This window comes from Streptomyces sp. NPDC057854 (assembly GCF_042797055.1).
Classification (GTDB): Bacteria; Actinomycetota; Actinomycetes; order Streptomycetales; family Streptomycetaceae; genus Streptomyces.
On sequence record NZ_JBHVMF010000023.1, the window covers coordinates 69900 to 96635 of the forward strand.

At 74.2% G+C, this 26736-nt stretch carries 28 protein-coding genes; 10 read left to right on the forward strand and 18 right to left on the reverse strand.

Annotated features, from left to right (window positions below; all coding sequences use genetic code 11):
* Positions 1–60: 60 nt before the first annotated feature.
* Entirely contained in the window at positions 61–600 is a 540-nt protein-coding gene (locus ACFVQZ_RS28500; protein WP_030497389.1) for a SigE family RNA polymerase sigma factor, read from the forward strand.
* On the forward strand, positions 600–1253 hold the full coding sequence (locus ACFVQZ_RS28505) for a hypothetical protein (protein ID WP_383627395.1): 654 nt from the start codon (positions 600–602) through the stop codon (positions 1251–1253). Before ACFVQZ_RS28500 ends, ACFVQZ_RS28505 begins: the two co-directional genes overlap by 1 nt.
* Before the next feature lie 55 nt (positions 1254–1308).
* Here the strand turns inward: ACFVQZ_RS28505 and ACFVQZ_RS28510 are convergent, their stop codons facing one another.
* From ACFVQZ_RS28510 to ACFVQZ_RS28575, 14 genes are all read right to left on the reverse strand, one after another.
* A complete protein-coding gene (locus tag ACFVQZ_RS28510; RefSeq protein ID WP_383627397.1) occupies positions 1309–2298 on the reverse strand; it encodes a DUF2382 domain-containing protein in 990 nt (329 codons plus the stop codon).
* Between the two features lie 123 nt (positions 2299–2421).
* Positions 2422–3552, reverse strand: a complete 1131-nt coding sequence (locus ACFVQZ_RS28515; protein ID WP_383627400.1) for a pectinesterase family protein — start codon at positions 3550–3552, stop codon at positions 2422–2424.
* Positions 3553–3713: 161 nt separating this feature from the next.
* On the reverse strand, positions 3714–5009 hold the full coding sequence (locus ACFVQZ_RS28520) for a polysaccharide lyase family 1 protein (RefSeq protein ID WP_030497385.1): 1296 nt from the start codon (positions 5007–5009) through the stop codon (positions 3714–3716).
* A gap of 12 nt (positions 5010–5021) precedes the next feature.
* On the reverse strand, positions 5022–5846 hold the full coding sequence (locus tag ACFVQZ_RS28525) for a rhamnogalacturonan acetylesterase (RefSeq protein WP_383627404.1): 825 nt from the start codon (positions 5844–5846) through the stop codon (positions 5022–5024).
* Entirely contained in the window at positions 5843–7180 is a 1338-nt protein-coding gene (locus tag ACFVQZ_RS28530) for an ABC transporter substrate-binding protein (protein WP_383627408.1), read from the reverse strand. The genes ACFVQZ_RS28525 and ACFVQZ_RS28530 overlap by 4 nt, the downstream gene beginning before the upstream one ends.
* A gap of 98 nt (positions 7181–7278) precedes the next feature.
* Positions 7279–8823 carry a family 43 glycosylhydrolase gene (locus tag ACFVQZ_RS28535; RefSeq protein ID WP_383627411.1) on the reverse strand — a complete coding sequence of 515 codons (1545 nt, stop codon included), beginning with the start codon at positions 8821–8823 and terminating at the stop codon, positions 7279–7281.
* The gene (locus ACFVQZ_RS28540) at positions 8820–9725 is read right to left on the reverse strand and encodes a PmoA family protein (RefSeq protein WP_383627414.1); all 906 of its coding nucleotides are present in this window, start codon (positions 9723–9725) and stop codon (positions 8820–8822) included. The genes ACFVQZ_RS28535 and ACFVQZ_RS28540 overlap by 4 nt, the downstream gene beginning before the upstream one ends.
* The gene (locus tag ACFVQZ_RS28545; protein WP_383627417.1) at positions 9722–10891 is read right to left on the reverse strand and encodes a Gfo/Idh/MocA family protein; all 1170 of its coding nucleotides are present in this window, start codon (positions 10889–10891) and stop codon (positions 9722–9724) included. Before ACFVQZ_RS28545 ends, ACFVQZ_RS28540 begins: the two co-directional genes overlap by 4 nt.
* On the reverse strand, positions 10888–11808 hold the full coding sequence (locus ACFVQZ_RS28550; RefSeq protein ID WP_030497379.1) for a carbohydrate ABC transporter permease: 921 nt from the start codon (positions 11806–11808) through the stop codon (positions 10888–10890). The genes ACFVQZ_RS28545 and ACFVQZ_RS28550 overlap by 4 nt, the downstream gene beginning before the upstream one ends.
* Entirely contained in the window at positions 11805–12743 is a 939-nt protein-coding gene (locus ACFVQZ_RS28555; protein ID WP_383627420.1) for a carbohydrate ABC transporter permease, read from the reverse strand. The genes ACFVQZ_RS28550 and ACFVQZ_RS28555 overlap by 4 nt, the downstream gene beginning before the upstream one ends.
* Positions 12744–12894: 151 nt before the next feature.
* Positions 12895–14628, reverse strand: coding sequence for an L-arabinonate dehydratase (araD, locus tag ACFVQZ_RS28560; RefSeq protein WP_030497377.1), 1734 nt, complete (start codon positions 14626–14628; stop codon positions 12895–12897).
* Complete coding sequence (locus ACFVQZ_RS28565; RefSeq protein ID WP_051788300.1) at positions 14625–15527, reverse strand: dihydrodipicolinate synthase family protein; 903 nt, start codon at positions 15525–15527, stop codon at positions 14625–14627. The genes araD and ACFVQZ_RS28565 overlap by 4 nt, the downstream gene beginning before the upstream one ends.
* A 2-nt stretch (positions 15528–15529) precedes the next feature.
* Positions 15530–16189 carry a GntR family transcriptional regulator gene (locus tag ACFVQZ_RS28570; protein WP_030497375.1) on the reverse strand — a complete coding sequence of 220 codons (660 nt, stop codon included), beginning with the start codon at positions 16187–16189 and terminating at the stop codon, positions 15530–15532.
* Positions 16190–16811: 622 nt separating this feature from the next.
* Positions 16812–17471: a TetR/AcrR family transcriptional regulator gene (locus ACFVQZ_RS28575; protein ID WP_030497374.1), complete on the reverse strand. Its 660-nt coding sequence runs from the start codon at positions 17469–17471 to the stop codon at positions 16812–16814.
* 191 nt (positions 17472–17662) lie between these two features.
* Between ACFVQZ_RS28575 and ACFVQZ_RS28580 the strand changes: the two genes are divergently transcribed.
* Positions 17663–18718, forward strand: a complete 1056-nt coding sequence (locus ACFVQZ_RS28580; RefSeq protein WP_081959567.1) for a serine hydrolase domain-containing protein — start codon at positions 17663–17665, stop codon at positions 18716–18718.
* 316 nt (positions 18719–19034) lie between these two features.
* On the opposite strand, the gene ACFVQZ_RS28585 is transcribed toward ACFVQZ_RS28580, so the two are convergent.
* Both ACFVQZ_RS28585 and ACFVQZ_RS28590 read right to left on the reverse strand, forming a co-directional pair.
* Positions 19035–19280: a hypothetical protein gene (locus ACFVQZ_RS28585; RefSeq protein ID WP_383627425.1), complete on the reverse strand. Its 246-nt coding sequence runs from the start codon at positions 19278–19280 to the stop codon at positions 19035–19037.
* Positions 19277–19744, reverse strand: coding sequence for a hypothetical protein (locus ACFVQZ_RS28590; protein ID WP_030497371.1), 468 nt, complete (start codon positions 19742–19744; stop codon positions 19277–19279). Before ACFVQZ_RS28590 ends, ACFVQZ_RS28585 begins: the two co-directional genes overlap by 4 nt.
* Positions 19745–19881: 137 nt before the next feature.
* Between ACFVQZ_RS28590 and ACFVQZ_RS28595 the strand changes: the two genes are divergently transcribed.
* The 5 genes from ACFVQZ_RS28595 to ACFVQZ_RS28615 all read left to right on the forward strand — a co-directional run bounded on the left by ACFVQZ_RS28595 (position 19882) and on the right by ACFVQZ_RS28615 (position 23328).
* Entirely contained in the window at positions 19882–20682 is an 801-nt protein-coding gene (locus tag ACFVQZ_RS28595) for a helix-turn-helix transcriptional regulator (RefSeq protein WP_383627518.1), read from the forward strand.
* The gene (locus ACFVQZ_RS28600) at positions 20679–20873 is read left to right on the forward strand and encodes a DUF397 domain-containing protein (RefSeq protein WP_383627428.1); all 195 of its coding nucleotides are present in this window, start codon (positions 20679–20681) and stop codon (positions 20871–20873) included. The genes ACFVQZ_RS28595 and ACFVQZ_RS28600 overlap by 4 nt, the downstream gene beginning before the upstream one ends.
* Positions 20870–21364, forward strand: a complete 495-nt coding sequence (locus ACFVQZ_RS28605; protein ID WP_383627430.1) for a pyridoxamine 5'-phosphate oxidase family protein — start codon at positions 20870–20872, stop codon at positions 21362–21364. The genes ACFVQZ_RS28600 and ACFVQZ_RS28605 overlap by 4 nt, the downstream gene beginning before the upstream one ends.
* A 29-nt stretch (positions 21365–21393) precedes the next feature.
* Positions 21394–21813 (forward strand): Imm10 family immunity protein, encoded by a 420-nt coding sequence (locus tag ACFVQZ_RS28610; RefSeq protein ID WP_030497367.1) that lies wholly within the window; start codon positions 21394–21396, stop codon positions 21811–21813.
* Between the two features lie 357 nt (positions 21814–22170).
* Entirely contained in the window at positions 22171–23328 is a 1158-nt protein-coding gene (locus ACFVQZ_RS28615) for a Cmx/CmrA family chloramphenicol efflux MFS transporter (RefSeq protein WP_383627521.1), read from the forward strand.
* Here the strand turns inward: ACFVQZ_RS28615 and ACFVQZ_RS28620 are convergent.
* A complete protein-coding gene (locus ACFVQZ_RS28620) occupies positions 23285–23833 on the reverse strand; it encodes a hypothetical protein (RefSeq protein ID WP_383627433.1) in 549 nt (182 codons plus the stop codon). The two genes, ACFVQZ_RS28615 and ACFVQZ_RS28620, sit on opposite strands and share 44 nt — an antisense overlap.
* Before the next feature lie 246 nt (positions 23834–24079).
* Between ACFVQZ_RS28620 and ACFVQZ_RS28625 the strand changes: the two genes are divergently transcribed.
* Positions 24080–25309 (forward strand): hypothetical protein, encoded by a 1230-nt coding sequence (locus tag ACFVQZ_RS28625; protein ID WP_383627436.1) that lies wholly within the window; start codon positions 24080–24082, stop codon positions 25307–25309.
* An 18-nt stretch (positions 25310–25327) separates the two neighbouring features.
* On the opposite strand, the gene ACFVQZ_RS28630 is transcribed toward ACFVQZ_RS28625, so the two are convergent.
* On the reverse strand, positions 25328–26221 hold the full coding sequence (locus tag ACFVQZ_RS28630; protein ID WP_383627439.1) for an NAD(P)-dependent oxidoreductase: 894 nt from the start codon (positions 26219–26221) through the stop codon (positions 25328–25330).
* Between the two features lie 149 nt (positions 26222–26370).
* Here ACFVQZ_RS28630 and ACFVQZ_RS28635 point away from each other — a divergent pair, with 149 nt between their 5' ends.
* A complete protein-coding gene (locus ACFVQZ_RS28635) occupies positions 26371–26703 on the forward strand; it encodes a helix-turn-helix domain-containing protein (RefSeq protein ID WP_107645527.1) in 333 nt (110 codons plus the stop codon).
* The last annotated feature ends 33 nt before the right edge of the window (positions 26704–26736 follow it).

Consider the following 26736-nt stretch of genomic DNA (forward strand, 5'->3'; position numbering starts at 1 on the left):
CGTCGGTCCGGCCGCCGTCCGCGGGCCCCGCCACCGGTTCCGCGATCCGGCGGGACGCCCGTGACCGCCGCCGGCCCCCGGCGGGAGGGGGACGCCGCCGAGTTCCATGCCTTCTTCGACCGCCACTACGCCGAACTCGCCCGCCTCGCCCACCTCCTCACCGGCGAGACCGACGCCGCCGACGATCTCGCCGCCGACGCCATGCTCGCCCTCTGGCACCGCTGGGACCGGGTCCGCGCCGCCGAACACCCCGCCGCCTACGCCCGGGGCGTCGTCGCCAACCTGGTCCGCACCCGCATCCGCGGCACCGTCCGCGAACGCCGCCGGATCGCCGCCTTCTGGGACCGCCGCCCCGAGCACACCGAGGACCCGGACGTGCCCGCCGTCCTCGACGTACGGACCGCGCTGCGCGCCCTGCCGTTCCGCAAGCGCGCCTGCGTCGTCCTCCGCCACGCCTTCGACCTCTCCGAGCGCGACACCGCCCTCGCCCTCGGCGTGTCGGTCGGCACGGTCAAGAGCCAGACCGCCAAGGGCATGGCGGAACTCCAGAGACTGCTCGGCGACCGGGCCGCCACCGAACTCGCCGCGGGGAGACGCTGATGGACGAGACAGAGCTGCGCGGCGAACTGCGCGACGCGGCCCGCGCCCACCGGCCCGACCGGGCCCGGATGCTGGCCCGGGTCGAGCGGGGCATGGCCGCGCCGCCGCCCGCCCGCACCCCGTGGGCGGGCCCGCGGCCCGGCCGCCGCCGCTGGACCGTGACGGCCGCCGTCGCCGCGACCGTCGTGGGCGTCGTCGGCGCCGGCGGCCTCGCCGTCACGGCCCTCCGGGACCGGCCCGCGCCGCCGGCGGGCGTCGCCGCCGCGCCCGGCCCGGCGGCCCGCGCGACCGGCACCGTCGACCCGGGCAGCAACCGGTGGTGGGCCCAGAGCGACCTGGCCGTCACCACGGACACCGAGGTCACGGGCCTCGCCGTCGAGGTGCGGATCGCGCTCACCGGCGGCGTCGCGAGCACCGGCCACTGGCAGACCCGCCCCGCCGGCGACTTCACCGTCACGGTCGCGGAGGAACCCGGCTTCCTCGTCTACCACTGGACCCTGGCGCCGGGCCGCGCGGTCCCGCCCGGCCCGCACACCTTCGCCGCCCAGTACAACCACGCGGAGGGCGTCCGGGACGCCTCCGCCGACACGTACACCGTCGTCCTCACCGGCCGCGACGGCGGCCGGACCACCCTGCGCGGCGGCTTCGGCTGACCACGGCCGAAGGCCGGCGCGAGGCCGGCCTTCGGGTGCGTGGAGGGCGAAGGCGTCACATGCCGCCGCGCGGTCCGCCACGCTCGTCGTCGTCACCGGCCACGACGGTGTCGTCCGTCTCGACCTCGATGCGCTCCTTGCGGACCTCTCCGGTGACCGTCCGTTCCTCGGTCACGTCGTCCGTCTCCAGGCGGACCCGCTCCACCGGAACCGCCCGCGTCTCGACGACCGGGCGCTCCTCGTGGAGGGTCACCTCGTGCTCGGCCTCCGAGATCTCGGGGCCGGACAGGGCCTCGTCGCGGTTGGCCTCGGTGATCGGCTCGCGCACCACCCGCACCTCTTCGCGGTGCACCGGCACGGTCTGCTGGACCTCCTCGGTGACGACGTACTTGCGGAGCCGGACCCGGCCGGTCTCGACCTCTTCGGTGCCGACGTGCAGCTGCTCCTCGGAGCGGGTCATCGCGTCGTCGGTGCCGGTCCCGAGGTCGTCCCGCATGCCGGTGCGGCCGGTCATGCCCGCGGCGCCGGTCGTCCCGGCCATGCCGGCGGTTCCGGTGGCGTCGTCCATCCGGTCGGTGGTGTCGCCGGTACGGCCCGTCCCGGCGGCCCCCGCCATGCCGGCCGCGCCCGCCGTGCCTGCCGTGCCCGCGGTGCCTGCCGTGCCCGCGGTGCCGCCGTGGGCCCAGCCCTCGTCGCCGGGCTCGTTGGCCCGCCGCCAGGCGTCGTCCCACTGGATGCCGTAGTACTCGTAGAGACGCTGCTCCTCGCGCTGGTCCAGATGCCCCTGGTCGTCGACGTCCACGTGCGGCGCCCCCTTGACCCGGTCCTTCGGGTAGGGGACCTCCAGGTGGTCCTGGACCACGGAGGCGTCCTTGATCGGGATGAAGGTCTCGTTGTTGCCGAGCAGGCCGGTCTTGACCGTGACCCATTCGGGACGGCCGGTGGCGTCGTCGAGGTAGACGCTCTTGGCGTCACCGATCTTCTTGCCCTCGGTGTCGTAGACGGGGTGGTCCAGCACGGTCGGTATCTGTTCGTGGGCGATCATGGCACCCTCCATGCGGTTCGTCGCGGTCTCTGCGCGACTAACCGGCCACCTTGGCCGAAAACCCCTTCCGTACGGCAAAAAAGGTTGATTTCTGTATTTCATCGCTCAAGCGGCATTCCGGCGTCAGGAGCCGGGCGTCCAGTCGCCCAGGTACGCCGCCCGCGTCGCCGTCGCCGCCTGCGCGGGCGTCAGCAGCGGCCGGTTCTCCGGCACGGTGACCTCCGCGCCGCGCCCCTTGTTGCGGTACTCGGCGAACCGCTGCCGCTGCCACGGATGGGCGTCCCGCATGTTCGCGTACGGCGCCACCGCGTCGATCCCCGGACCCAGCACCGACTCCCGCACCACCAGCGAAGGCCACGCCGTGGGGTCCGAGCCCGGCACCCACGGGCGGGCCAGCTTGTAGTACCCGTCGGGGGCCTCGCTGGTCACCCGGCAGCGCGAGGCGAGGAAGCCGTACGGGTTGGCACGGGCCGTCGACGGCGCGAACACGAAGCCGTACGGCGCGCCCGCCAGGTCCGGGCGGACCAGCGTCCGGAAGTGGCAGTGCTCGAAGACGGCCGTGGCCCGCCCGAAGACGAAGTCCACGTCGCCCTCGGCGTAGCAGTGCGCGTAGTACTGCCGGGCGAACGCCCCCAGGGACGTCGAGTCCGCGTACAGCGTGTCCTGGTGGCCGAGGAAGCGGCAGTGGAAGAAGGCCGAGCGGTCGCCCTGCGCCTTCACCGCCACCGCCTGCGTGCCCGGGTTGCCGGGCAGGTCGGTGCGGAGGAAGTCGTTGGCGAAGGTGACGGCGTGGGCGGTGAAGTCCGCCGCCTGGAGGGTGACCGTCGCGGAACCGCTGGTGCCGTACGTACCGGAGCCGTCCGGCTTCGGCGTGCCCGCCGCGTTGTCGTACACGACGACGACGTCCCTGGCGTCCCCGGTCGCCCCGATCCAGGTCATGCCGGTCCGGGCGGGGCCGACGGAGACGGTCTCCCGGTACGTGCCGGGCGCGAGCACCAGCGTCCAGCCGGCGCCGTCCGCCGCGCCGACCGCGGCCTGGACGGAGGTGTGGTCGCCGAGAGTGCCCGGGTGCACGTACAGCGTCCGGTCCGACAGCCGGGCGGCGGGCGAACCGTACCGGCCGAAGGGACCGGCCGGCCGCTCCGAGGCGAGCGCGGGCGCCGCCGGCAGGGCGAGGGCGGCGAGGGCCGCGCCGGTGCCGGCGAGGAAGGCGCGGCGGCCGAACGGGGGGTGCGGGAGGTGGTGCGAGGGCATGCGGGGGCTCCTTCGCGAAGGGGTTGTTCGGGAAGCGGAGGGTTCTCTCCGGGAAGCGCGGGGGTTCTCCGGAGAAGAAGTCCGGGCCGGGGTGGGCGCGACGGGACGGGGATGGCCGCGCACCGCCCCGGCCCGGGGTGTGGGGGGGGGAGGGCCGGGCGTCAGCGCAGCCGGCCGGCGCCGGCGTGGCGGCCGACGAGGGCGGGCACGGCCCGCGGGTGGTCCACCCGGGTGCGCAGGACCGGCGTCCAGCCCGCGTCACCGCGCAGCGCCTCGGCCGGGAACTGCTCGTTGTGGACGGCCAGCAGGTCCACCGGGCGCCCGTTGACGTAGTTGCCGGTGGTGGTGACGGGCGCGTCCTTCCACTTCTTCAGGATCTGCCCGGCGGGGACCTCCGGCGCCAGCGTGAAGGCGTTCTTCTCCGCGTACAGCTGCGACTCCAGGCCGATGCCCAGGCTGTACACGTAGCCCGTGTCCGGCACCCGGAAGTGGTTGTTGTACGCGTCGACCTGGCCGAAGCGGACCCGGGGCGCCCGCTCCACCACGTCGTCGAAGAGGTTGTGGTGCAGGGTGACGCGCAGCTTCCCGCGGTCGGTGGCGCCCGCGCTGTCGCTGTTGCCGATCATCAGCGTCTTGTCGTGGTCGGTGAAGACGTTCCACGAGACGGTGACGAGGTCGGCGCCGCGCACCACGTCCAGTTCGCCGTCGTGCTGCTGGTAGACCTCGCCGTAGTACCGGGGCAGCGAACTGTCCGGGTACCGGCCGTCGGTGAACGTGTTGTGGTCGATCCAGACGTGGGTGGAGCCGTACACGACCAGGCTGTCGTACTCGGAGTTCCAGGCGCCGGTGGCGCCGTCCGTCGGGTCCCACTGCGGGAAGCAGTCGAGCGGGCTCTCCAGGGTCAGGTTGCGGATCACGACGTTGTCGACGCCGGTGACCTGGAGGCTGCCGCCGAGGATCGCCGCGTCCCGGCCGACGCCGACGATCGTGGTGTTCGCGGGCACCTTGACCTTGACGGCCTGGCCCTGGGCGGCGGCGGAGGCGGCGCGCAGCTCCTCCTGCGGGCCGCTGACCTCGTTCTCGTACCCCCACACGGCGGGGTCGTAGTCGGCGAGGTACCGCTGGAAGTCGTAGCCGGGCGCCTCGAAGGCGGCGCAGCCGTCCTCGACGGCGTCCAGGGTGCCGGCGACCTTGACGATGCGGGGCTCGGTGCCGGGGACGGCGAGCGCGGCCCGGAGCTCCGCCCAGGTGGTGACGGTGAAGACGCGGGAGGCGTCGGCGGCGGCGCCGCCGGTGGTGCCGGTGCCGCTGGACGCCCAGCCGTCGCCGGCGGGGAGGGTGGCGCGGGCCGGGTCGGGTCCGCCCGGCCGGCCGGGGTGGGCGCCGGCGGCGGGTGCGGTGACGGTGAGGACGAGGGCGGCGGCGGCCACCGCTCCCAGCTTCGTGCTTCTGTTCACGCGCGGTTCTCCTCAGGATGCGGAAGGGGTGGCCGGGGGCCAGGTGATCCGGTCGGCGGGGACGGGGTCGTCCAGCCGGCGGGTCTCGCGCGGGGCGAGGACCCGGGTGCGGAGCAGTTCGCGGGCCACGAGCCGGGCCACCTCGATCGCGCCGGGCGGGTTGAAGTGGGTGTTGTCCTGCTCGGTGGCGGTCCAGTTGAAGTACGTCTTGGTGCCTTCCGGGCCGAGCCGCTGCCACAGCTCCAGCGACAGCGCCTCGATGTCGAGGAGCGGGGTGCCGGAGGCGGCGGCGACCGCGCGGGCGGCGGCCGGGTAGTCGCCGAGCGAGCGCTGCGCGGTGCCGGCGGCGTCGAAGCGGCGCCGCTCCACGGAGGTCGCGATCACCGGCCGGGCGCCCCGGGCGCGGGCCGTCTCCACGAAGACCCGCAGGTTGTCCTGGTAGGCGCCCCAGGGGGCGGCGTACCGGGCGGCGTCGGTGCTCTTGGCGTCGTTGTGCCCGAACTGGACGAGGAGCACGTCGCCGGGGCGGAGGGCGTCCGCGATCGGCGCGAGCCGGCCCTCGTCGAGGAAGCTCTTGGTGGAGCGGCCGTTGACCGCGTGGTTGGCGACGGTCAGCCCGTGGTGCACGAAGAACGGCAGGGCCATGCCCCAGCCGGTCTCGGGGGCCGCGTCGGCGTACTTCTGCGCGGCGGTGGAGTCTCCGGCGACGAAGAGGGTGCGGCGGCGGGGGGTGCCCCCGGCGGCGGGCTCCCCGGTACGGGCGGCGGCCGGCCGGGCGGCCAGGGCGAGCACCAGGCCCGCCCCGGCCGCGACCGCCTCGCGGCGGCCCACCGTCACTTCTTCTGGGCCTTCCACTCGGCCTGGGCCTCGTTCAGCTGCTCGGCGAGGGAGTCCGCGAAGTCCTTCGCCGGCATCGTGCCCAGCAGCACCTTCTGGAAGTTGGCCTCGTTGTCGGCCTTGGAGATGGTGTTCCAGTCGGGCAGGTAGTACGGCAGCTGGACGATGGTCGCCTTGCCGCTGAACAGGACCTCGGCGGCCAGCTTCGTCGGCTCGGCCTCCTGGACCCACGGGTCCTGCGCCGCCTCGGTGTTGGCGGGGATGGCGCCGGCGGACTTGTTCCACTTGGAGTTGGACTGGTGGGAGGCGGCGAACTCGATGAACTTCCAGGCGGCGGCCTTGTTCTTGCTGGAGGAGAACAGGCCGAGGCCGTCGACCGGGTTGGAGACCATCACGCGGGTGCCGTCGTCCCGGGTCGGGTTCGGGATGCCGCGGAACTTGTCGGTGCCCAGGGCCTTCACGTGGTCCTGGTACGAGCCGAGGTTGTGGTTCAGCATGCCGATCTCGCCGCTGTCCCACTGGGCGACCATCTTGGTGAAGTCGTTGTTGACGTCGGCCGCCGGGGTGTTCTTCTTGAACAGGCCGACGTACTTCTCCAGCGCGGCCACGTTCTCGGGGGCGTTGACGGTGGTCTTGTCGCCGTCCCAGAACTCCTGGATGCCGCTCTGGCCGTACATGGCGTCGAGGGCCTGGGCGATGGAGCCGGCGCCGCCGCGGATGGTGTAGCCGAAGCGGTTCTTGTCCTTCGCGGTGAGCTTCTCGGCCGCCTCGTAGAACTTCGTCCAGGTGCTGGGCTCGCCGAGGCCGGCCGCCTTGAAGAGGTCGGTGCGGTAGTAGAGGACGCCGTTGCTGGCCGAGGTCGGCACGGTGAACAGCTTGTCCTGGCCGCCGGCCGCCTTGACGGAGTCGAGCATGCCCTGGTTCAGCTTGCCGAACAGGGAGCTCTTCTCGATCCGCTCGTCCAGCGGCTCCAGGGCGCCCTGGGCGGCGATCCCGGCGAGCATCGCCGCGCCGACGCCGCCGACGTCCGGCAGCGCGCCGCCCTGGATGGCGGTGTCGTACTTGGACTGGACCTCCTTCGAGGCGACGCCGACGTACTCGACGTCGATGTCCGGGTTCGCCTTCTCGAAGTCGGCGATGATCTCCTTCCACACGTCGGTCCGGACACCGCCGTTGTTGTCCCAGAAGGTGATCTTGCCCTTGCCCGATCCCTCGGCTCCGGCGTCGCCGGCGCCGCCGCTGCCGTCGTCACCACAGGCGGTGGCGGTCAGCGCGAGGACGCCGGAGAGGGCGAGGGCGAGGGCGGCTCTGCGCCGTCCGGGGAAGATGGTCATCGTCGGCTCTCTTCTCTCGGGGTGGTGCGGGGGATGGGGGTGGAGCGTGGGGGTGTGCGGGCCCGCCGGGGCGCGGCGGGCGGTGGCGGCGGCCGGCGTCAGCGGGCCAGGGTGCGGAAGCCGGTGAACACGCCCGTCCCGGCGTGCCCTTCGCCCTCCGGGGCGGCGGCGAACAGGCCGAGCAGGGCGCCCACCCACCGCCAGGGGGTGGCCGCGAACTCGGGTCCGAGCCGGACGGGTCCGGCACCGGCGTCGAAGGAGAAGCGGCAGCGCGCGTCGGCGGTGACCTCGATCCGCAGCAGCGCCTCGGCGGAGTCCAGCGGCACGGCACGGGCCGCGTCCCGCTCCCGGTCGGCGTTGCCCGGCGCGAAGCGGTGGGTGAGCGCCACCCCGCCGCCGGCGTCCCGTTCCAGGCCGATCCAGGCGTACGCGTCGCCGAGCACGACCAGACCGGCCCGGGCGCCCGGAGCCCTGGCCTCCAGCCGCAGCCGGACCTCGACGGTCCGGGCCCCGGCGGGCAGCCGCTGCGTCAGCACGTGCGGCACCGACCGCAGGTCGCCGGCCCGCTTCGTACGGACGCAGGCGAGCCGCAGCCCCTGCCCCGGGTGCGGGCTCGTCCAGTCCGCGCCCGGGTTGGCGGTCCACGACCACTGCGGTCCGAAGGCGCCGCCCGGGAAGGCGTCGTCCACGGCCGGCCGGGCCGGGGGCGCCGGCGGCAGGGCGGGCTTGCGGTGGACGCGTACGGGGGAGCCTTCGTCGCCCAGCACCGGCCAGCCGTCCGCGTCCCAGCGCATCGGCTGGAGGTGGACGAGCCGGCCGTGGGCGCCGGTCTGCTGGAAGTGCAGGAACCAGTCCTCGCCGGCACCGGTGCGCACCCAGCCGCCCTGGTGGGGGCCGTTGACGTCGGTGTCGCCCTGGGCGAGGACGATCCGCTCCTCGTACGGGCCGAAGAAGGACTCCGCGCGGAAGGCGCCCTGCCAGCCGGTGGCGACGCCGCCGGCCGGGGCGAGGATCCAGAACCGGCCGTCGTGCCGGTACAGCTTGGGCCCCTCCAGGGTGAACCAGCCGGGGATCAGGTCGGCGTCGACCAGCGTGGCGCCCTCGTCGAGGACGTGGGTGCCGTCCGGGCTCATCCGGTGACCGGTGAGCCGGTTGTTGAAGCCGGCCCGGGACTTCGCCCAGCCGTGCACCAGATACGCCTCGCCGGTCTCCTCGTCCCACAGCGGGCACGCGTCGATCAGCCCCCGGCCCTCCTTCACCAGGTGCGGCCGGGACCAAGGACCTTCGAAGGCGGGGGAGTTGACCTGGTAGACGCCGTGGTCGGGGTCGCCCCAGAAGATCCAGAAGCGGCCGTCGTGGTGGCGGAGGGACGGCGCCCACACCCCGCGGTCGTGCCGGGGCAGGGCGAACTCCTCCTCGGGCACGAGCCGTTGCAGAGCGTGCCCGGCGAGCGTCCAGTTGACCAGGTCGCGGGAGCGCAGCAGCGGCAGGCCGGGGGCGCGGCCGAAGCTGGAGGCGGTGAGGTGGAAGTCGTCGCCGACGCGGAGCACGTCCGGGTCGGACCAGTCGGCCGCGAGCACCGGGTTGCGGTACGTGCCGTCCCCCAGGTCGCCCGTGACGGCGGGCACCGTCGTCCCGATCACGACGCCACCGCCTTCCGGGCCAGGGCCGCGGCCCCGTCCCGGTCGAGCCGCCCGTCGGCGACGACGGTGACCACCCGCCGGACGAACGTCCCGCCGGCCGGGACCGCCAGCCGCTCCTCGTACGCGAGGGAGGAGCCGACGCCGGGGTACTCGGCGGCCCGCACGAACCACGGGTCGCGCCGGGTGGCCTCCGTCGCCCCGGCGAAGACCAGGCTCCAGCCGTCGCCGCACATCGCCACCCAGTCGGCGCGGACGCCGTGCACCGCCTTCTCGCCGTCCGCGCCGGAGCCTGAGCCGTCGGAGCCTGGGCCTGGGCCGCCGGAGCCTGAGCCGTCCGCGCCCGGGCCGAACACCTCGGGTGCGGCGGCCTCCTTGGGGGCGCGCCAGAAGAAGCCGCCGTAGGCGGCGCCGGGGCGCCCGTTGGTGGCCGGGCTGCCGATGGACAGGTCGCGGCCGGAGACGTTGGCGACGGAGAAGGTCAGGTCCAGGGCCCACGCCGAGTCGGTGAGCGGGACCGCGGCGACCGTGCGGTGCTCGGCGAACAGTCGCTCCCCTCCGGCGGTCCAGCTCACCTCCTCGACGAAGCCGTCCGGGTCGCACAGCTTGAAGCCGTCGTGCCGCTGCGCGCCGTGGTTGTCGAGCGCGACCGGCCCCCGGCCGCGGACGAAGGTGCGCCCGCCCCAGAAGTTGTGCCCGTCGACGTCCGGGACGGCGATCCCGGCGCCCAGGTGGTGGACGTGGTCCGCGGGCAGCACTTCGGTGACGGTCCGCCCGGCGAGCGTGGTCACCGGGTGCAGGTACGGGCGCGGCGCGTGGCCGGCGGCGAGCGCCGGGCGGGTCACGCAATGGGCGACCGTCCGGCCCCCGACCCGCAGGGCGACGGTGCCGCCGGTGCCGTTCACCGGACCTCCGCCGGGGCCGGCGACGCCCAGGGGGCGCCGAGTTCGGAGTACAGCCGGAGTTGTTCGGCGCTCGCGTCGACCAGCGCCTCCACGCCCGCCACGACCCGCCGTCCGGCGCTCTCGCCGGCCTCGGCGCGCCAGTGGGCGGCGGGCAGCGGCAGCGGGTCGGGCGCGGTGCGGACCGCCTCGACGACCCGCATGAACGCGCCGGTCGCGTCCGGCGGCACGAGCAGCGGGGCGCCGTCGGTGACGTGCGCGACCAGGTTCTCCAGCAGGTCGGTGCGGCCGTACGTGGTCTCCTCCGGGCCGTGTCCGGCGCGCTGGAGCAGGACCCGGTCCTCGCGGTACCAGAAGGTGATCCGGCCGCGGCTGCCGTGCACCACCACGTACGGCTCGCCGGTCCTCTCCGCGCACAGCGTCGCGGCCACGGTCACCGGCAGCCCGGCGGCGGTGGTGACGCGGACGGCGGAGGTGTCGTCGGACTCGATGGCGTGGGCGTGGAACAGCTCGGTCTCCACGCCCGCGACGTCCTCGGCGCGGGGGGCCCCGGCGAGGGCGAGGGCGGTGGCGACGGCGTGGGCGAGCGGGTTGGTCAGCGCGCCGTCGACGACGTCGACGCCGTCGAGGCGGCGCCGGCCGGCCCAGGGGGCGCGCCGGAAGTACGCCTCGTCGCGGACCCAGGCGCCCGCCGCGCCGACGCCCAGCACCTCGCCGATCTCGCCCCGCGCGATCAGGTCGCGGACGGCGGGGACGGCGTGCGAGCCGAGCGACTGGAAGCCGATCTGGCAGGCCCGGCCGGCCGCCGCGACGCCGTCGGCCATCCGGCGGAACTCGGCGTACGAGGGGGCGGGCGGCTTCTCCAGGAGGACGTCGGCGCCGTGCCGGGCGGCGGTCAGCGCCATGTCGGTGTGGGTCTGGATGGGGGTGCTGAGCACCGTCAGCCGCGCGCCGGTGGAGGCGAGCAGCGCCGCGAGGTCGTCGGACTGGGCGGGCGCGCCGAGCCCGTCGAGCTCGGCGGCGTCGAGCGGGCGCAGCTCGCAGACGCCGGCCAGGCGGACCAGGCCGAGCCGTTCCAGGCGGTGGATGTTGAGGAGGTGGCTGCGGCCGTGGCCGCGGGCGCCGGCGAGGACGACCGGGAGGGGGTCTCGTACGGGCACGGTGCTCATCCCTTCACCGCCCCGGCGCTGAAGCCGGTGACGAGCCACTTCTGGATGAAGGCGAAGACGATCACCACGGGGACGGCGGCGATGACGCCGCCGGCGGCGAGCGCGCCGAGGTCGACGCTGTCCGCGCCCATCAGGGTGTTGAGGCCGACCGGGATGGTCTGCTTGCTCTGGCTGCTGAGGAACATCAGGGCGAAGAGGAAGTGGTTCCAGGCGTGGACGAAGGCGAAGGAGCCGACGGCGACCAGGCCGGGCCGCAGCAGCGGCAGCACGACGATCAGGAAGGCGCGGAACCGGTTGCAGCCGTCGACCCAGGCGGCCTCCTCCAGCGAGGGCGGCACGTTCCTGATGAAGCCGCTGATGAGGATCATCGACAGCGGCAGCTGGAACACGGTCTCGGCGAGGATGACGCTGCCGATCGAGTTGATCATCCGCAGCTCGGCGAAGATCTGGAAAAGCGGGACGAGCAGCAGGGCGCCCGGCACGAACTGGGAGCAGAGGAGGGCCAGCATGAAGCCCTTCTTGATCCGGAAGTCGAAGCGGGCGAGGGCGTATCCGCCGGCCAGCGCGACCAGCGTGGTGCTGATGAGCACGGCGACGCCGATGATGAGGCTGTTCTGGAAGAACACCCCGAAACTGCGGTCGGTCCACACCTTCTCGAAGTGCGCGGTCGTCATCGGCCAGGGCAGCAGCGAGGTGGAGCCGGCCGGGCGGACGGCGAAGAGGAAGATCCAGTAGAACGGGACGAGGGTGAAGACGAGGTAGACGCCGAGCGGCAGGTAGATCTGCCAGCGGGGGACCTCGTCCCAGGCCCGGTGCCGCTTGCGGGCGGTGGCGGGCGGGGTGTCGCGCGGGGGCTGCGCGGGACCGGTGGTCCCGGCGGCGGGCGCGGTACGGGTGGGGGTGGCCGCGGCGGTCACTTGCTGTCGCCTCCGAACTTGCTCAGGCGCAGATAGACGATCGAGCAGAAGAGAAGGATCACGAACGCCACCGTGGTGAGGGCGGAGGCGTAACCGAAGTTGTGGGCGTCGACGCTGGTCTCGGCGACGTACAGCGGCAGGGTCGTGGTGACGCCCGCGGGGCCGCCGCCGGTCAGCGTGTACAGCAGGTCGACGTTGTTGAACTCCCACACCGCGCGCAGCAGCGTGGACAGCACGATCGCGTCCCGGATGTGCGGGAGCGTGATGTGGAAGAACTGCCGCAGCCGGCCCGCCCCGTCGACCTCGGCGGCCTCGTACAGGTCCTTCGGCACCGACTGGAGGTCGGCGAGGATGAGGATGGCGAAGAAGGGCACGCCGCGCCAGAGGTCGGCGACGATCGCGGCGGGGAAGACGGTCGCGGTGTCGGAGAGCAGCGAGGTGCCGTACTCGCCGATGCCGAGGTCCGCCAGGTAACGGGTGATGCCGGTCTGGGAGTTGTAGAGCAGCACCCAGATCGCCGAGGTGAGCACGCCGGAGACGGCCCACGGGGAGAAGACCAGGGCCCGGCCGAGCGCGCGGCCGACGAAGGTCTGGTTGACGATGAGGGCGAGCGCGAGCCCGAAGAGGAGCTGGAGCGTCACCTCCACCACGACCCACTTGAGGCTGAAGGTCAGCGTGCCCCAGAAGTGCGGGTCGTCCGTGAAGATCTTCGTGAAGTTGTCGAGGCCGGCGAAGCCGTTCCGCCAGGGCTTCGTGGGGTTGTAGTGCTGGAGGCTGTAGTAGAAGACGCTCAGCACGGGGTAGGCGATGAAGCCCAGCATGAGCAGCCCCGCGGGCGCGATCAGCAGGTACGGCAGTCGGCGGGGGGTCGCTCCCGTGCGGCGGCGCTCCCGTGCCGTGGCGGTGCGGGGCGGTTTGGTCACAGCTGTGGCCATGACGGCGGCTCCGTTCTCGGGCGGGCGGTGCAACGGTTCGGAAAGCGCTTGCTGTCGCCGCCCGTCGGGGCCGGGCACAGGAGAGGCGCTTCGCGAACGGCGTTCGACAGGTCGAACAACGCGGGCGGTCGGGCGGTGCGGAGGCGCGGGGTCAGCCCGCGTAGGGTTCGGGGGTCGTCCCCGGCCGGGCCAGGAACGCGAAGTCGCAGCCGGTGTCGGCCTGGGAGATCTGCTCCATGTACAGCGCGCCGTAGCCGCGCTCGTACCGGGCCGGCGGCGGCGTCCACGCGGCCCGCCGGCGCTCCAGCTCCTCGTCGGAGACGTGCAGATGGAGCGAGCGGGCGTCGACGTCGAGGGTGATCGTGTCACCCGTGCGGACCAGCGCGAGGGGTCCGCCGACGTGCGACTCGGGCGCCACGTGCAGCACGCACGCCCCGTAACTCGTCCCGCTCATCCGGGCGTCCGAGACGCGCACCATGTCCCGCACGCCCTGCTCCAGCAGGTACTTCGGGATCGGCAGCATGCCGTACTCCGGCATCCCCGGACCGCCCTTCGGGCCCGCGCCGCGCAGCACCAGCACGTGGTCCGGGGTGATCCCGAGCGCCGGGTCGTCGATGGTCCGCTGCATCGTCCGGTAGTCGTCGAAGACGACCGCCGGACCGGTGTGCTTCAGGAACCGCTGCTCCATGGCGACGTGCTTGATGACCGCCCCGTCCGGGCACAGGTTGCCCCGCAGCACCGCGAGCCCGCCCTCGGCAGCCAGCGGCCGGTGCCGCTCCCGGATCACCTCGTCGTTGTGCACGAGCGCCCCGTCGAGCTGGTCGCGCAGCGTGGCGTGCGAGACGGTCGGCCGGTCCAGGTGGAGCACGTCCGCGATCCGCGACAGGAAGCCGGGCATCCCGCCCGCGAAGTGGAAGTCCTCCATGAGGTACGCGCCGCCGGGCCGCAGGTTCGCGAGCACCGGCACCGTCCGCGCGATCCGGTCGAAGTCGTCCAGCGTCAGCTTCACCCCGGACCGGCCGGCCATCGCGATCAGGTGGATCACCGCGTTCGTCGACCCGCCGAGCGCCAGCACGGCGGCGACAGCGTCCTCGTACGCCTCCCGGGTCAGCAGCCGCGACAGCCGCAGGTCCTGCCGCACCAGCTCCACGATCCGCATCCCCGACGCGGCGGCCATCCGGTCGTGCCCCGAGTCCACCGCCGGCACCGACGAGGCACCCGGCACCGTCACGCCCAGGGTCTCCGCCGCCGCCGTCAGCGTCGACGCCGTCCCCATCGTCATGCAGTGACCGGGCGAGCGCGCCAGACCGCTCTCCAGCTCGGCCATCTCGCAGTCGCCGATGGTCCCGGCCCGCCGCTCGTCCCAGTACTTCCACATGTCCGTGCCGGACCCCAGGGTCTCGCCCCGCCAGTGCCCCGGCAGCATCGGCCCGGCCGGCACGAACACCGTCGGCAGGTCCACCGACGCCGCGCCCATCAGCAGCGCCGGCGTGGTCTTGTCGCAGCCGCCCATCAGCACCGCCCCGTCCACCGGGTACGAGCGCAGCAGCTCCTCCGTCTCCATCGCCAGCAGGTTGCGGTACAGCATCGGCGTCGGCTTCTGGAACGTCTCCGACAGCGTGGACACCGGGAACTCCAGCGGGAAGCCGCCCGCCTGCCACACCCCCCGCTTCACGGCCTGCGCCCGGTCCCGCAGGTGCACGTGACAGGGGTTGATGTCCGACCACGTGTTGAGCACCGCGATCACCGGCTTGCCCAGGTGCTCCTCGGGCAGGTAGCCGAGCTGCCGAGTTCGCGCCCGGTGGCTGAACGACCGCAGCCCGTCGGTCCCGTACCACTGGTGACTGCGCAGCTCGTGCGGCTGCTTCGCCGCGCCCCCCGTCATATCGGCCACCCGCCCGCGATGGCCGCGACCTCGGCCCGCGCGTCCTCCGGCAGCTCCCGGCTCGGCGGCCGGATGTCCCGCCGGCACAGCCCCAGCGACGCCAGCGCCTCCTTCACCACGGTCACGTTGTCCGCGTTCCCGTTCGCGGCGCGCAGCTCCTCGAAGCGGCGGATCCGCTCCCACACCTTCATCGCTGTCCCGTAGTCGCCCGCCCGCAGCGCCTCCAGCATCTCCAGCGAGAGCGCGGGGGAGACGTTGACCAGACCGGACGTGAAACCGGTCGCGCCCGCCGAGAAGTACGAGGGCGCGTACGGCTCCGCCAGACCCGCCACCCACACGAACCGGTCCAGGCCCGCGTCCCGGGCGAAGCCGGCGAACCGGGCCGCGTCCGGCACCGCGTACTTCACGCCCACCACGTTCGGGCACGCCGCGCCCAGCTCGGCCAGCCGCTCCCCGCTCAGCTGCGGGTTGCGGACGTAGGGGACGACCCCCAGCTCCGGCACCGCCTCCGCGATGGCCCGGTGGTAGTCGACCCAGCCGCTCTCGGAGACGTACGGGTGCACCGGCTGATGGACCATCACCATCTGCGCGCCCGTCTCCCGCGCGTGCCGGGCCGCCTCGACCGCCGTCGGCACGTCGTGCCCGACGCCCACCAGGACCGCGGCCCGGCCCGCCGCCTCCGCGACGGTGGCCTCGGTGACCGCGCGGCGCTCGTCGGGGGTGAGGGCGTAGAACTCGCCGGTGTTGCCGTTGGGGGTGAGGGTGCGCACCCCGCCGTCGAGCAGCCGGCGCAACAGCGCCCGGTGGGCGGCGGAGTCCACCCGGCCGTCCTCGGCGAACGGCGTGACCGGGATGGCCACGACGTCGGCGAGGGCGGCCCGAAGGGTCTCGAAGGTCATCGTCACTCACTGTCCAGGGGGTTCGGGGTGTTCTCGGGGAAGGCGCGCGCCACGAACGAGGCGATGTGCGCGTGCACCGCGCGGCGCGCCCCGTCGGCGTCGCCCGCGGCGGCGAGCCGCAGGATCTCCTCGTGCTCGGCCGCCTCGCGCTCCCAGGAGGGGACGGCGGCCCAGGCGACGGTGGAGACGAGCGCGGCCTGGTCGCGCACCTCGTCGAGCATCTGCCCGAGCAGCGGGTTGCCGCAGGGGAGGTAGAGCGCGCGGTGGAACGCCCGGTTCGCCAGGGAGCGTTCGGCGGGGTCCTCGGCGGCGGCGGCCCGCACGAGCGCCTCGCGGGCCTCGTCGAGCGGAGCCCCGGAGGCGACCGCGCGGCGGACCGCCTCCGGCTCCAGCAGCAGCCGGACGTCGTACACGGCCCGGGCCATGTCCGCGTCGACCATCCGCACGGTGACGCCCTTGTACTGGCTCATCACCACGAGCCCGCTGCCCGCGAGGGTCTTCAGCGCCTCGCGCACCGGCGTCTTGGAGACCCCGAACCGCGCGGCGAGCTCGGCCTCGACGAGCGCCTGCCCGGGTCTGAGCCCCCCGGTGAGGATGTCGTGCTTGATCGCCTCCAGGACGTACTGCGTCCGGGAGGGGATGGGGCTGGGGGCATAGGGCATCGGCGCACTCTCAGATCGGTCGTGTATCGCGTCTCATATATGACGTACGAAGTGCAACGGGCATGAAGCTAGGGGGACGTCGATGTTTCGTCAATGCTTCGCGCAGGGTTCGTAGAAAGCGTTTTCTGCGCGTGATGCAGGAGGGGACGCGGGGTGGCGTAAGAGGAGGGGGCCGATGGGGAGCGCGGCGGAAACGGGACTGCCGTACGGGGGGACGGAACGCGCGCCCGCGCGGCGGGTGACCGGACCGGGCCGACCCCTTCGTGCCTTCGGTACGCGTCCGTCATGGGCCTCGGGGACAGGTCCCGGCGGGGCTCCGCCGGCCCGATGACCGCCGGGGTGTCCCGGCCGGCACGTACCGCGTGGCGTACGCGGAGGGGGGCCCGGTGGCACCGCGCGGGAACCGGACTGCCGTACGCGGTACGGGCCCTGGGCCCGGGCGGTGTGGAGGGCGACAGATGGCCCGGACCCGGCCCGCTCCGGAGCGGGCCGGGTCCGCTGCGAGCTGCTCGCGGGCCCGGGTGCTCGTCCGGGGGTGCCGGCTCGGCCGGGCCTTCCGCACCGGTGCGCCTCGCGGGCGCGGCGGGGCGCTCGCGGGCCTCGGGCTGCGCCGGTCCTCCGGCTAGCCGGGGGTGATCGCCGTCTCGATGTGGGCGAGGTGGGCGGCGAGGAGTTCTTCGAACGCGGCGGGGCGGTCCGCGCCCAGGGGGCGGATGTCGCGGGCGAAGTGGGCCAGGGCGGGGAAGCGTTCGGGGTCGGCACCGAGCACCGCGACGCGGAACAGCTCCATGCCCTGCTCGTACTCGTCCGGGCCGATGGTGCTGACGCCCGCCTCGGAGGCGATCAGCGCCGCGATGAGGACCGCGAGCCGGTGGTAGCGCACCGGGATCTCCTCGTCGGGCAGCCCCGAGCTGCGCAGGGCCTGCAGCACCTCCTCCAGGACCAGCCGGGAACCGGCGCCGCCCGACGCGTACCGCCCCCATACCGCCGCGAGTTGGGGCTGCCGGCCGAAGGCGTCCCGCAGGCGCAGGGCCAGGGCGGTGAGGCGCTGCTTCCAGTCCCCCTCGGGCCGGTAGCCCTCCATCGCGGTGAGCAGGATCCGGTCCGCGACCGCGCGCAGCAGCTCGGTCTTGCTGCGGAAGTGCCGGTACAGGCTGGAGGAGTCGGTCCCCAGGACCGCCGCGAGCCTGCGCACGCTGAACGACTCCGCGTCGCTCGTGCTCAGCAGCTCCGCCGCCGCGTCCAGGATCTCCTCGGTCGTCCAGCGCCTTCGGCCCGCCATCCCCGCTCCTCTCGTCGCGTCAAAACCCCAGACTACCGCTGCACTTGGCGATGCACGCACCGCGTGCATAATGAGGGCATGAGCGCGCGCAGCTCTGTTCGCACAGCCCCTGCGAAAGGACACCTGACGTGAGCAAGTCCCTGGCCTTAACGGCGCTGGACGCCGCCCTGGAGGACGTCCACCGTGCCGGAATGCCCGGCGTGTTCGCCGAGGTGCGGGACGGCGACCAGGTCTGGCGCGGCGCCGCCGGCGTCGCCGACCTCGCCACCGGCCGTCCCGTCACCGCCGGCATGCTGCACCGCGTCGGCAGCGTCACCAAGACCTTCACCGCCGCCGCCGTGCTCCAGCAGGTCGAAGCCGGCCGCATCGGACTGGACACGCCGATCGCCCGGTACCTCCCGGAACTGGTCCCCGGCGAACCCGGCGAGGCGATCACGGTCCGGATGCTGATCGACCACACCAGCGGCCTCGCCGAGTACCTCCCCTACGCCTACCCGTCCCTCAAGGCGTTCCCCGTCCTCGCGGACACCAGCCCCCAGAGCCTGGACGACCACCGCTACACCCGCTTCGACCCGCTCGACCTGATCGCCATGGGCGTCTCCGCGCCTCCCGCCAGTGCGCCCGGCAGCAGCCCGGGCCTCTACTCCAACACCAACTACCTGCTTCTCGGCCAGCTGTTGGAACGGGTCACCGGCACCACGGCCGAGCGCTGCGTCACCCGGAACGTCATCGAACGCGCCGGCCTCCGGGACACCTTCTTCCCCGACGAGCCCGAGATCGACGGTCCGCACGCGCGGCTCTACGAGGCGTGGTTCGGCATGATCGACCCGCCGCGCGACTACAGCGTCTACGACATGTCCTGGACGGGCGTGACCGCCTCGCTCGTCTCCACCGTCACCGACCTCAACCGCTTCTACCGCGCGCTGCTCGCCGGCGAGATCGTCAGCCCCGCGTCACTGGAGCAGATGCGGCGCGTCGTCCCGGTCATCTCCCAGGAGAGGAAGGTCATCGACTACGGCCTCGGCATCTACCCGACGCGGGAACCCGGCCACCCCGACTACTGGGGCCACGGCGGCACGGTCTGGGGCGGCGGCGCCTTGGCCGTGATCCGCGCCGACGGGCAGCGGCAGATGGCCGTCGCGATGAACCTCCAGCGCTGGAACCGGCTCGACTCCTCCGGTGTCCCGCAGCCCCATCCCATCGATCACGCGCTCGCCGCGTTCTCCCGCCTGGCGATGTACGGCTGACGCGGGGGACTCGCCGACGGCGGGAGCGTGGGGTGGGCGTGGCCGGCCGCGCCCACCCTGCGGTGATGTACGCCGTGCTCCGGGCGAGGTGCCCGGGGCGAACCCGCGCCCGACCGTTTTCCGTTCGCCGCCCGGGCCCGCGGTGGTGACCCGGCGGCCCGCCCGTCCTCTTCGACGACCGGCGGGAGTCTCGGCGCCCTGCTCGCCGCGGCCTGAACGACCGCGACCGTCGGCCGCAGGCCGGCGCCGGTGCCGGCGTCCGTGTCCGTGCCCGTGCCCGTGCCGGGTGTCCGGCGAGGTGGCGCTGGTGGCCGCGTCAGCCACTGCCTTCCCCGCCCCCGGCCGCGCCGCTCGTGACCAGCGCGATGTACTCCAGGCGCACCGCGAACACCCCGTGCCCCGTCGCCGCCGTGTGCGCCACGCAGCCGGCCGCGCCGTCCACCGGCCGCGGCGTCGGCGCCGCCTCCCACCCGCACCCGCCGTCCATGCAGCGCGCGGTCATCGTGACCTCCGACTCCGGCCCCGGGTGCGGGCCCATCCGGTAGGCCGGAACCACGCTCACGGCAGCTCCCGCTCCCCGGGAAGCCTCGACTTCTTGTCGGTGTGCGGGTGGTTGCGGATCTCGACCCGGCAGTCCGCCGCGGCGGAGTGGTCGTGCACCCGCCGGTGCGCGCGTTCGTGTTCGGCCGCGATCGTGCAGGTCACGCAGCCGGGTGCCGGCAGGGCCGGCGGGACCAGGTCCACCGAGAGGACGACCGGCGGCTCCGGAAACCGCTGCGGCGGCGGATCGGCGGCGGCCGGCACGGGCGTGGTCAGTACGCGGATGAGTGCGCGCTCCTCGTCCGTCGGCCGCCGCAGCTCCGCCGGTACGGCCGTCCACTCCGCGCCGCCGCCGGGCCGTTGCAGGTGCACGAACTCGCCGTCCCAGGCGATCACCTTCCCGAGCCGAGGCCGGCCACCGGGCGTGTCCGCCGCCATGAACGTCCCGAGGTCCGGGACGGGACCTGGGCGGTCGTGTGCGGGCATGGGGGCTCCTCCCTCTCTGTAGCGGATTCGCTACGGGGTGCACCCAGCGTGACCTACAGTCGAAGCGTCCTCAACGTACGGTTTTCTGAGGGAGAACTGTGGGATACCGCAAGACACTTGACCCGGGCAGCGGACCCATGGCTGCGTACGGAGCGCGTTTGCGCAGGATGCGAGAGGAGCGCGGCTGGACACAGGAGGAGCTGGCCAAGCGCACGGGGTATTCCAGTAAGCACATTTCGGGCGTCGAAATCGGTAGCCGACCCTCAACTCTCAGATTTGCGGGAGCTGTCGATGTGGCGTTCGGTCTGGCGGGAACCGGGCAGTCGTTCGATCGCGAGTGTCGCCAGGTGCGGCACGGGGTGCTCTTGGAAGGCTTTCCGGAGTACGTCGCGCATGAGCGCAAGGCGGTTGAGATCCGTCTGTTCACGATCGGTGTCATCCCGGGACTTCTTCAGACGCTCGACTACGCGCGGACGGTCACGGGGGGCTTCGTCGCACGCGGTGCCGCTACGACGGACCAGGCTGCGGAGCGGGTGGCCTACTTGATGGAGCGGCAGCGCCTGTTGGAGCAGGAGAGGCCACCGAGGTTGTTCGTCGTGATGGATGAGAGCTGTCTCCGTCGTCCTGTGGGCGGTCCCGAAGTCATGGCCGCTCAGCTCGACCGGCTCGTGGAGTTTGCGGAGCGCCCGAACACGGTGGTCCAAGTGGCACCGTTCGCCTTGGGCGAGAGGCGTCCGCTCGACCTCCCCCTGTATCTGCTGACGCTGCCTGACAAAACGGTGATCGCCTACGCCGAGTCGCAGGCCAGAGGCCATCTGGAGCGGGAGGACGGAGCCGTGTCGTCCCTGCTCACGGCCTACTATCAACTGACGGCCGAAGCGCTCTCCCAGGCGGACACCGTGGCCATGATCAAGGAAGTGCGAAAGGGCATGCTGTGACCGACGAGACTCCCAGCTGGTTCAAGTCCTCCTTCAGTGGTAACGGCGGAGCCGACTGCGTCGAGGTCGCCCACAACCTCGTCCCCACCCACGACCTCGTTCCCCTCCGCGACTCCACGCGCCCCGCCGGCCCGACCGTCACCGTCTCCGCCGCCGCGTTCACCGCCTTCCTCGAAGCGGTGAAGCAGTGACCCGCCCCGCACCCGCTCCCCGCGACACCGCCCCGCGCGACCCCGCCCCCCGCGACCGCGCCCAGCGGGTCGCCGACGTGCGGGCGCGGCTGGAGCGGGAGCTGGACGTCTGGGTCGCGTCCGCGGGGCCCGGCGCCGCGCCGTATCTCGTGCCGCTGTCGTTCTACTGGGACGGGGCGGACGTCTGGCTCGTCACGCGCCTCGGCAACCCCACCGGACGGAACCTCGCCGCCCACCCCCGTGCCCGGCTCGCCCTCGGCGACACCCGGGACGTGGTGCTGCTGGACGGCGACGTGACCGCGTACGCCCACGACGAGGTCCCGGAGGCGGTCGCCGACGGGTTCCGCGCCAAGACCGGGTGGAACGCGCGGCGTTCGGGGCCGGCGTACCGCTGGTTCCGGGTGCGGCCGACGGACCTCCAGGCGTGGCACGAGGAACCGGAGTTGGCCGGGCGGCAGTTGATGGCCGACGGGCGATGGGTGGAGGACTGACGGGGCCCCGGTTCTGGTAGAACACGCGTATGACGTACAGGTTCGTGGCGAACATCGCGTATGGATGGCACGAGGACCTGCCGCCGGGCGTGCACGTGCCGACGGCCGGCGTCGCCGAGTCGGCGGACGAGGAGAGCTTCGCGCTCGACTTCCAGGGCGGCGCGGAGGAACCGGACGAGCAGGACGTCCGCCTCGGCATGGACTCGTACTGCGTGATCACCCCCGATCAGAACGCCGCGTACGGCTGCGTGCGCACGGTGGAGCTGGAACGCGGCCTGCTGCGGGTCACCTTCGACCCCGCGTCGCTGGAGGACCTGGGGCTGAACGACCCGGTGCTCGAGGCCGTCCTGCACGCGCCGGCCGAGGACGTGGCCCGGATGCGGGAGGCGCTGAAGCGCATCCTCGCCTACGGCCGCCCCGGCGCGGTGCCGATCGTGCTGGACGCGTGACACCGGGGCGCCCGCCGGGCGGGACGAGCCAGAGGCCAGGGGCCGCGGGCGGCGGCGAAAAGCAGGTGCGGGGGAGCGACGGGCCGGCGTAAGGTGCCCGGCATGTCCAGCCCCGAGGCATCCAGAGCGGGGGGCCCGCGGTCACGCCGCCGGCCCCAGCACCCCCGCACGTTCTGAGCCGGTGCACCCGTCACCGACCGCCGCCGCGCCCCGTGCCGTGCGGCCGGTCGGGCGTGCCCGGCACCCGGAGCGAGCGGGGGAGGCGGGCCGGCGGCGGTGACGCGACGACGTCACCCGTCCTTCCCGCCGTACCGCCTCGGAGCCTCGGTGTCCTCTCCTCGTTCCTCGCGTTCTCGCCTGCAGCTTCCGCTGCCCCTGTACCTGCTCGCCCTGGCCGTCTTCGCCATGGGCACCTCGGAGTTCATGCTCGCCGGCCTGCTGCCGGACCTCGCCCGTGACCTGGGGGTGAGTGTCGGCGCCGCCGGCGCGCTCACCTCCGCCTTCGCCGTCGGCATGGTCATCGGCGCGCCGCTCATGGCGGTGCTCGCCCGGCACAGGCCGGGCCGGTCCGGGCTGCTCGCGTTCGTGCTCGTCTTCCTCGCCGCGCACGTCGTCGGCGCCGTGACGACCAGCTTCGCCGTCCTGCTGCTCAGCCGCTTCGCCGCCGCCCTCGCGAACGCGGGCTTCCTCGCGCTCGCCCTCACCACGGCCACCGCCATGGTCCCGGCCGACCGCAAGGCGCGGGCGCTCGCCGTCCTCCTCGGCGGGACGACCGTCGCCACCGTCGCCGGGGTCCCCGGCGGCGCGCTGCTCGGCGCGCTCGCCGGATGGCGGGCCGCCTTCTGGGCCGTTGCCGCGCTGTGCGTGCCCGCCGCACTCGGCGTCCTGCGCGGCGTCCCCGAAAGCCGGCGACCCGAACCGGTCGCGCTGCGCGCCGAGTTCGCGGTGCTGCGGGCGCCCCGACTGGTCCGGGTCATGCTGCTCGCCGCGCTCGTGAACGCCGCCACCTTCGGCGCCCTCACCTACCTGGCGCCGGTCGTCACCGGCCCGGCCGGGCTCTCCGCCCCCTGGGTCGCCGCCGCCCTCGTCCTGTTCGGCGCGGGCTCCTTCACCGGGGTCACCGTCGCGGGCCGGTTCGCCGACCGGCACGCGGACCGGCTGCTCGCCGCCGGCGGGCCGCCGCTCCTCGCCGGATGGCTGGCGCTCGCCGCGCTGGCGGACCGCCCGGCGGCCCTGCTGGCGCTGCTGTTCGTCCAGGGGGCGCTGTCCTTCGCGCTCGGCGCCACGCTCATCGCGCGCATCCTGTACGAGGCGGCCGGCGCGCCCGCGCTCGCCGGCGCCTACGCCACGGCCGCGCTCAACACGGGGGCCGTGGCCGGTCCGCTGCTGGCCGGGGCCGTGCTGGCCCGGCCGACGGGCCCCTTCCTGCTGAGCGCGGGGCTCGTCGCCGCCGCGCTGGCGTGCGCCGCGGTCAGCGGTAGTCGTCGGGGTGGTCCTGCATCCACGTGTGGATGAAGTCGCGGGTGGCGACCAGCTCCTTCTGGTGCTTCTTCAGGTTCTCGAAGGAGCTGTCCCCGCCGAGGGTCCTGTTCAGTTCCGCGATCCGGGCGATCGGTTCGGGGAAGTGACCCGGCCCCTTCGGGTCGGCCTTCATGGCCATGTCCATCTCCTGGACCTCCTTGTGCACGCGGCCCAGGAAGTAACCGCAGTCCGTCGCGCAGGACTCGTTGAGCGTGGCCTGGAGGGTGGCGAAGGCGTCCCGGACCTTCTCCCCGGGGGCCGGTGCGGACGGGTCGTACGTGGTGGGCGCGGCGGGCGGCGTGGAGTCGCCGGGCAGCGCGCCGGGGTCCCCGGCGCCGGCCGCGGGCCCGGTCGTCGTCGCCCCGGCCGTCGCGGAGGGACGGGGAGCGCTCTGGTCCACCCGGTCGATCTCCTGCACCGTGGTGCAGGAGACGGCGAGGGCGGCGAGCGCCGCGGCGAGCAGGGCGGCGCGGCGGTGTACGGACGTCGTGCTGGTCACTGGTTCCCCCCAAGTGTTCGATCACGCGAGCCTAGCCGCCGGCGCCGGCGGCGGGCACCGTACGGCCCCCCCGAGCGTCCCGGAGCACATGCCGCGGCAACCTTCGCGGCGTCGGCGGCGACAGAGACGTAGCCACCGTCCCGAGGCGCAGCAGGAGGTGACCGTCCCCGTGGACCTCGTACCGGCACGCGGCTCGGACGCCCCCGCCCCCGACCGCTGCGGCGCCGCCGTCCTGGAGGAGCACCCGTGACCGGACCCGCCCACGGCACCTGGGAGCCCGCGCCCGCCACCCGCCGGGAGGACGCCTTCCCCGCCGGGAACGGCCGGCACGGCGCCCTCGTGTACGGCGACCCGTGCGACGACCGCGTCGTCGTCACCCACCGCGCCCTCGTCCGGCCCCGCCACCGGTCCGGCGACACCGCCGGCCCGCCCCCTCCCGCCGCTCAGGACGCCCTCCTGGCCGGCGGCCCCGTCACCGGCCACCCCGCCTTCCTCACCCGCGTCCGCGCCGACGCCCCCGAACCGGCCCCCGGCACGCGGCGCGCCGTCGACTTCGCCACCGGAGTCGTCACCGCCACCGCCGGGCGGCGCACCAGCCGGGTCCTCGTCTCCCGCGCCGACGACGTCCTCGTGCAGTACGTCACGGAGCCCGGGCCCCGCGTGCACGTCGCGCTCGACCACCGCCTCGACGGCGCGCCCGCCGGCCTCACCGCCGCCCGCGGCATCGAGACCGCCCACGGCGAGACCGTCCTCACCCTCCACGCCCGCCACCCCGACTCCGCCCCCGGCCACACCGGCGTCACGCTCGTCGTCCCCGACACCGGCCGGACCGTCCTCACCGACCGCGGCGTCCGCGTCGACGGCGCCCGCAGGCTCCTGCTCCTGACGCGGGTCCGCCGCCACGACGGCCCCTACGACCCGGCCGGCGAGACCGCGGCGCTCCGCGCCCTCGCCGGAGAGGACGGCCCCGCCGCCGCGTACGCCCGGCTCCACGACCGGCACACCGCCCTGCACCGCGCCGCCTACCTGCGGGTCGTCCTCGACCTCGGCGCCGATCCCGCCGAACGCGCCCTGCCGGGCTCCGTCCTGCTCGCCCGGCCCGCCGGACCCGCCCTCCTGGAACACCTCTTCGCCGCCGGCCGGCACCGGCTGCTCGCCGCCTCCGGGCTCCCCGACCCAGCCCGTCTCCCGTCCCCGCCGCTCGTGGAGGCCCTGGTCCGCTCGACCCCCGGCCGGCTCGTCCTGCTGCCCGGCCCGCCGCCCGGACCCTGCGTCCGGGGCCGGCTCGCCGGGATCACGACCCGGTTCGGCGCCCGCCTCGACCTCACCTGGGCGCCGGCGACGTACACCTGCGTGCTCTACCCCGAACGGGACGCCACCGTCGAACTCTGCGCCCCGGGAAGGGAGTTGCGGCAGCTGACGCTCCGGGCGGGCGTGCCGCACACCGTGACGGGGGACCGGCCGGCGCCGGCGTGAGCGGTGCGGCCCCGCTCGTCAGCCGGACGCCTTCGCCGGGGCGCGCAGCACCTCGGTGAGGGCGGCGATGCTGTCCTCGCCGTGACCGGCGTCGGCGGCGCGCCGCACCAGGTCGTGCAGCGGCGCCAGCCAGGAGGTGTCGACGCCCGTCTCCGCTGCCAGGGCCGCGTCGTCGTCGGCGGCGGTGAGGAAGAGGTTCACCGAGGACGCGCCGTCCCCGTAGTCGCCCCGGTCGATCTCCGCCGCGTACACCGGCAGCAGAGACTTGATCATGTCCAGCCACTTCTCGGAGAACCGGACCATGCTCTCCGCCGTCAGCCCCCGGGACCGCAGCGCCGCCGCCCCCTGGAAGAACCCGGCGAGCGCGGGCAGCAGGGTCGAGCCCACCGCCATCTCGTACAGCGCCGCCAGGTCGGGCTCGTCCCCGAGGTGCACGGTGTCCCCGCCCAGCACCCGCAGGGTGTCCCCGTACGCGTCGAAGGCCCCGCGGTCGCCGCTGTAGCAGAGCAGGGTGTCGGGCGCGCCGACCGCCGACGGCACGTTCTTCACGGCCCCGCAGAGCACCCGGGCGCCCTGCCCCGCCGCCCAGGCGTGGAACGCGCGGGCCTCGCCGGGCGCCCCGCTGTTGAGGGTCACGAGCGCGCGCCCCGCCAGTTCGGCGGCGGCGGGCTCCAGGACGGCGCGGGTGGCGCCGAAGGCCGACAGGCAGACGACGACCAGCGGGCTCGCGGCCACCGCCGCGTCGGGCGAGGGCGCGAGCCGCGCGCCCCGCTCGACCAGCGGCGCGGCCTTGGCCGCGGTCCGGTTCCAGACCGTCGTCGGGTGGCCGGCGGCGAGGAAGGCCGCCGCGAGGGCGCTGCCCATCGATCCGAGGCCGATCACGGTGACGGGGGTGCGGTGGTGCTCGGGCATGCCCAACTCCCGGGTACGCGTGGTGGGTCGGGGCTGGAAACCCGCTGCTCGGGTGCCCCGTGACCATCGTCTGCGCACCCGTACATTGGATCAAGTACCGACATTTCTGTCCGGTACGCACAAGCATGTGGGCGGAGGGGACGGGCGCGGTGAGCGGACGGAAGTACACCTGCGGGCTGGACGCGGCCATCGCGGTCATGGGCGGCAAGTGGAAAGGGCTGATCCTCTTCGCCCTGGGGGAAGGGCCGCTGCGCTACGGGGAGTTGCGCCGGGCGGTGCCGGGGATCAGCGAGCGGATCCTCATCCTCCAGCTGAAGGAGATGGCGGCGAGCGGACTGGTCCACCGCGAGGCGCACGAGGAGGTGCCGCCGAGGGTCGTGTACTCCCTCACCCCGTTCGGGCGCTCGCTGAACACCGCCCTCGCCCCGCTCGGCGCCTGGGGCGAGGAGCACCTGGACCGCATCGAGCGGCTGGGTCCGTGACCGGGCCCCCGGGATGCCGAGCGGCGCCGGGGC

Coding starts and splice junctions, on each gene's coding strand:
- ACFVQZ_RS28590 (WP_030497371.1), bottom strand. CDS start 19,744: ATGCCCGCACACGACCGCCCAGGTCCCGTCCCGGACCTCGGGACGTTC.
- ACFVQZ_RS28510 (WP_383627397.1), bottom strand. CDS start 2,298: ATGATCGCCCACGAACAGATACCGACCGTGCTGGACCACCCCGTCTAC.
- ACFVQZ_RS28630 (WP_383627439.1), bottom strand. CDS start 26,221: ATGCCCGAGCACCACCGCACCCCCGTCACCGTGATCGGCCTCGGATCG.
- ACFVQZ_RS28515 (WP_383627400.1), bottom strand. CDS start 3,552: ATGCCCTCGCACCACCTCCCGCACCCCCCGTTCGGCCGCCGCGCCTTC.
- ACFVQZ_RS28610 (WP_030497367.1), top strand. CDS start 21,394: ATGACGTACAGGTTCGTGGCGAACATCGCGTATGGATGGCACGAGGAC.
- ACFVQZ_RS28580 (WP_081959567.1), top strand. CDS start 17,663: ATGCCCGGCGTGTTCGCCGAGGTGCGGGACGGCGACCAGGTCTGGCGC.
- ACFVQZ_RS28565 (WP_051788300.1), bottom strand. CDS start 15,527: ATGACCTTCGAGACCCTTCGGGCCGCCCTCGCCGACGTCGTGGCCATC.
- araD (WP_030497377.1), bottom strand. CDS start 14,628: ATGACGGGGGGCGCGGCGAAGCAGCCGCACGAGCTGCGCAGTCACCAG.
- ACFVQZ_RS28505 (WP_383627395.1), top strand. CDS start 600: ATGGACGAGACAGAGCTGCGCGGCGAACTGCGCGACGCGGCCCGCGCC.
- ACFVQZ_RS28575 (WP_030497374.1), bottom strand. CDS start 17,471: ATGGCGGGCCGAAGGCGCTGGACGACCGAGGAGATCCTGGACGCGGCG.
- ACFVQZ_RS28530 (WP_383627408.1), bottom strand. CDS start 7,180: ATGACCATCTTCCCCGGACGGCGCAGAGCCGCCCTCGCCCTCGCCCTC.
- ACFVQZ_RS28595 (WP_383627518.1), top strand. CDS start 19,882: ATGGCTGCGTACGGAGCGCGTTTGCGCAGGATGCGAGAGGAGCGCGGC.
- ACFVQZ_RS28570 (WP_030497375.1), bottom strand. CDS start 16,189: ATGCCCTATGCCCCCAGCCCCATCCCCTCCCGGACGCAGTACGTCCTG.
- ACFVQZ_RS28545 (WP_383627417.1), bottom strand. CDS start 10,891: ATGAGCACCGTGCCCGTACGAGACCCCCTCCCGGTCGTCCTCGCCGGC.
- ACFVQZ_RS28555 (WP_383627420.1), bottom strand. CDS start 12,743: ATGGCCACAGCTGTGACCAAACCGCCCCGCACCGCCACGGCACGGGAG.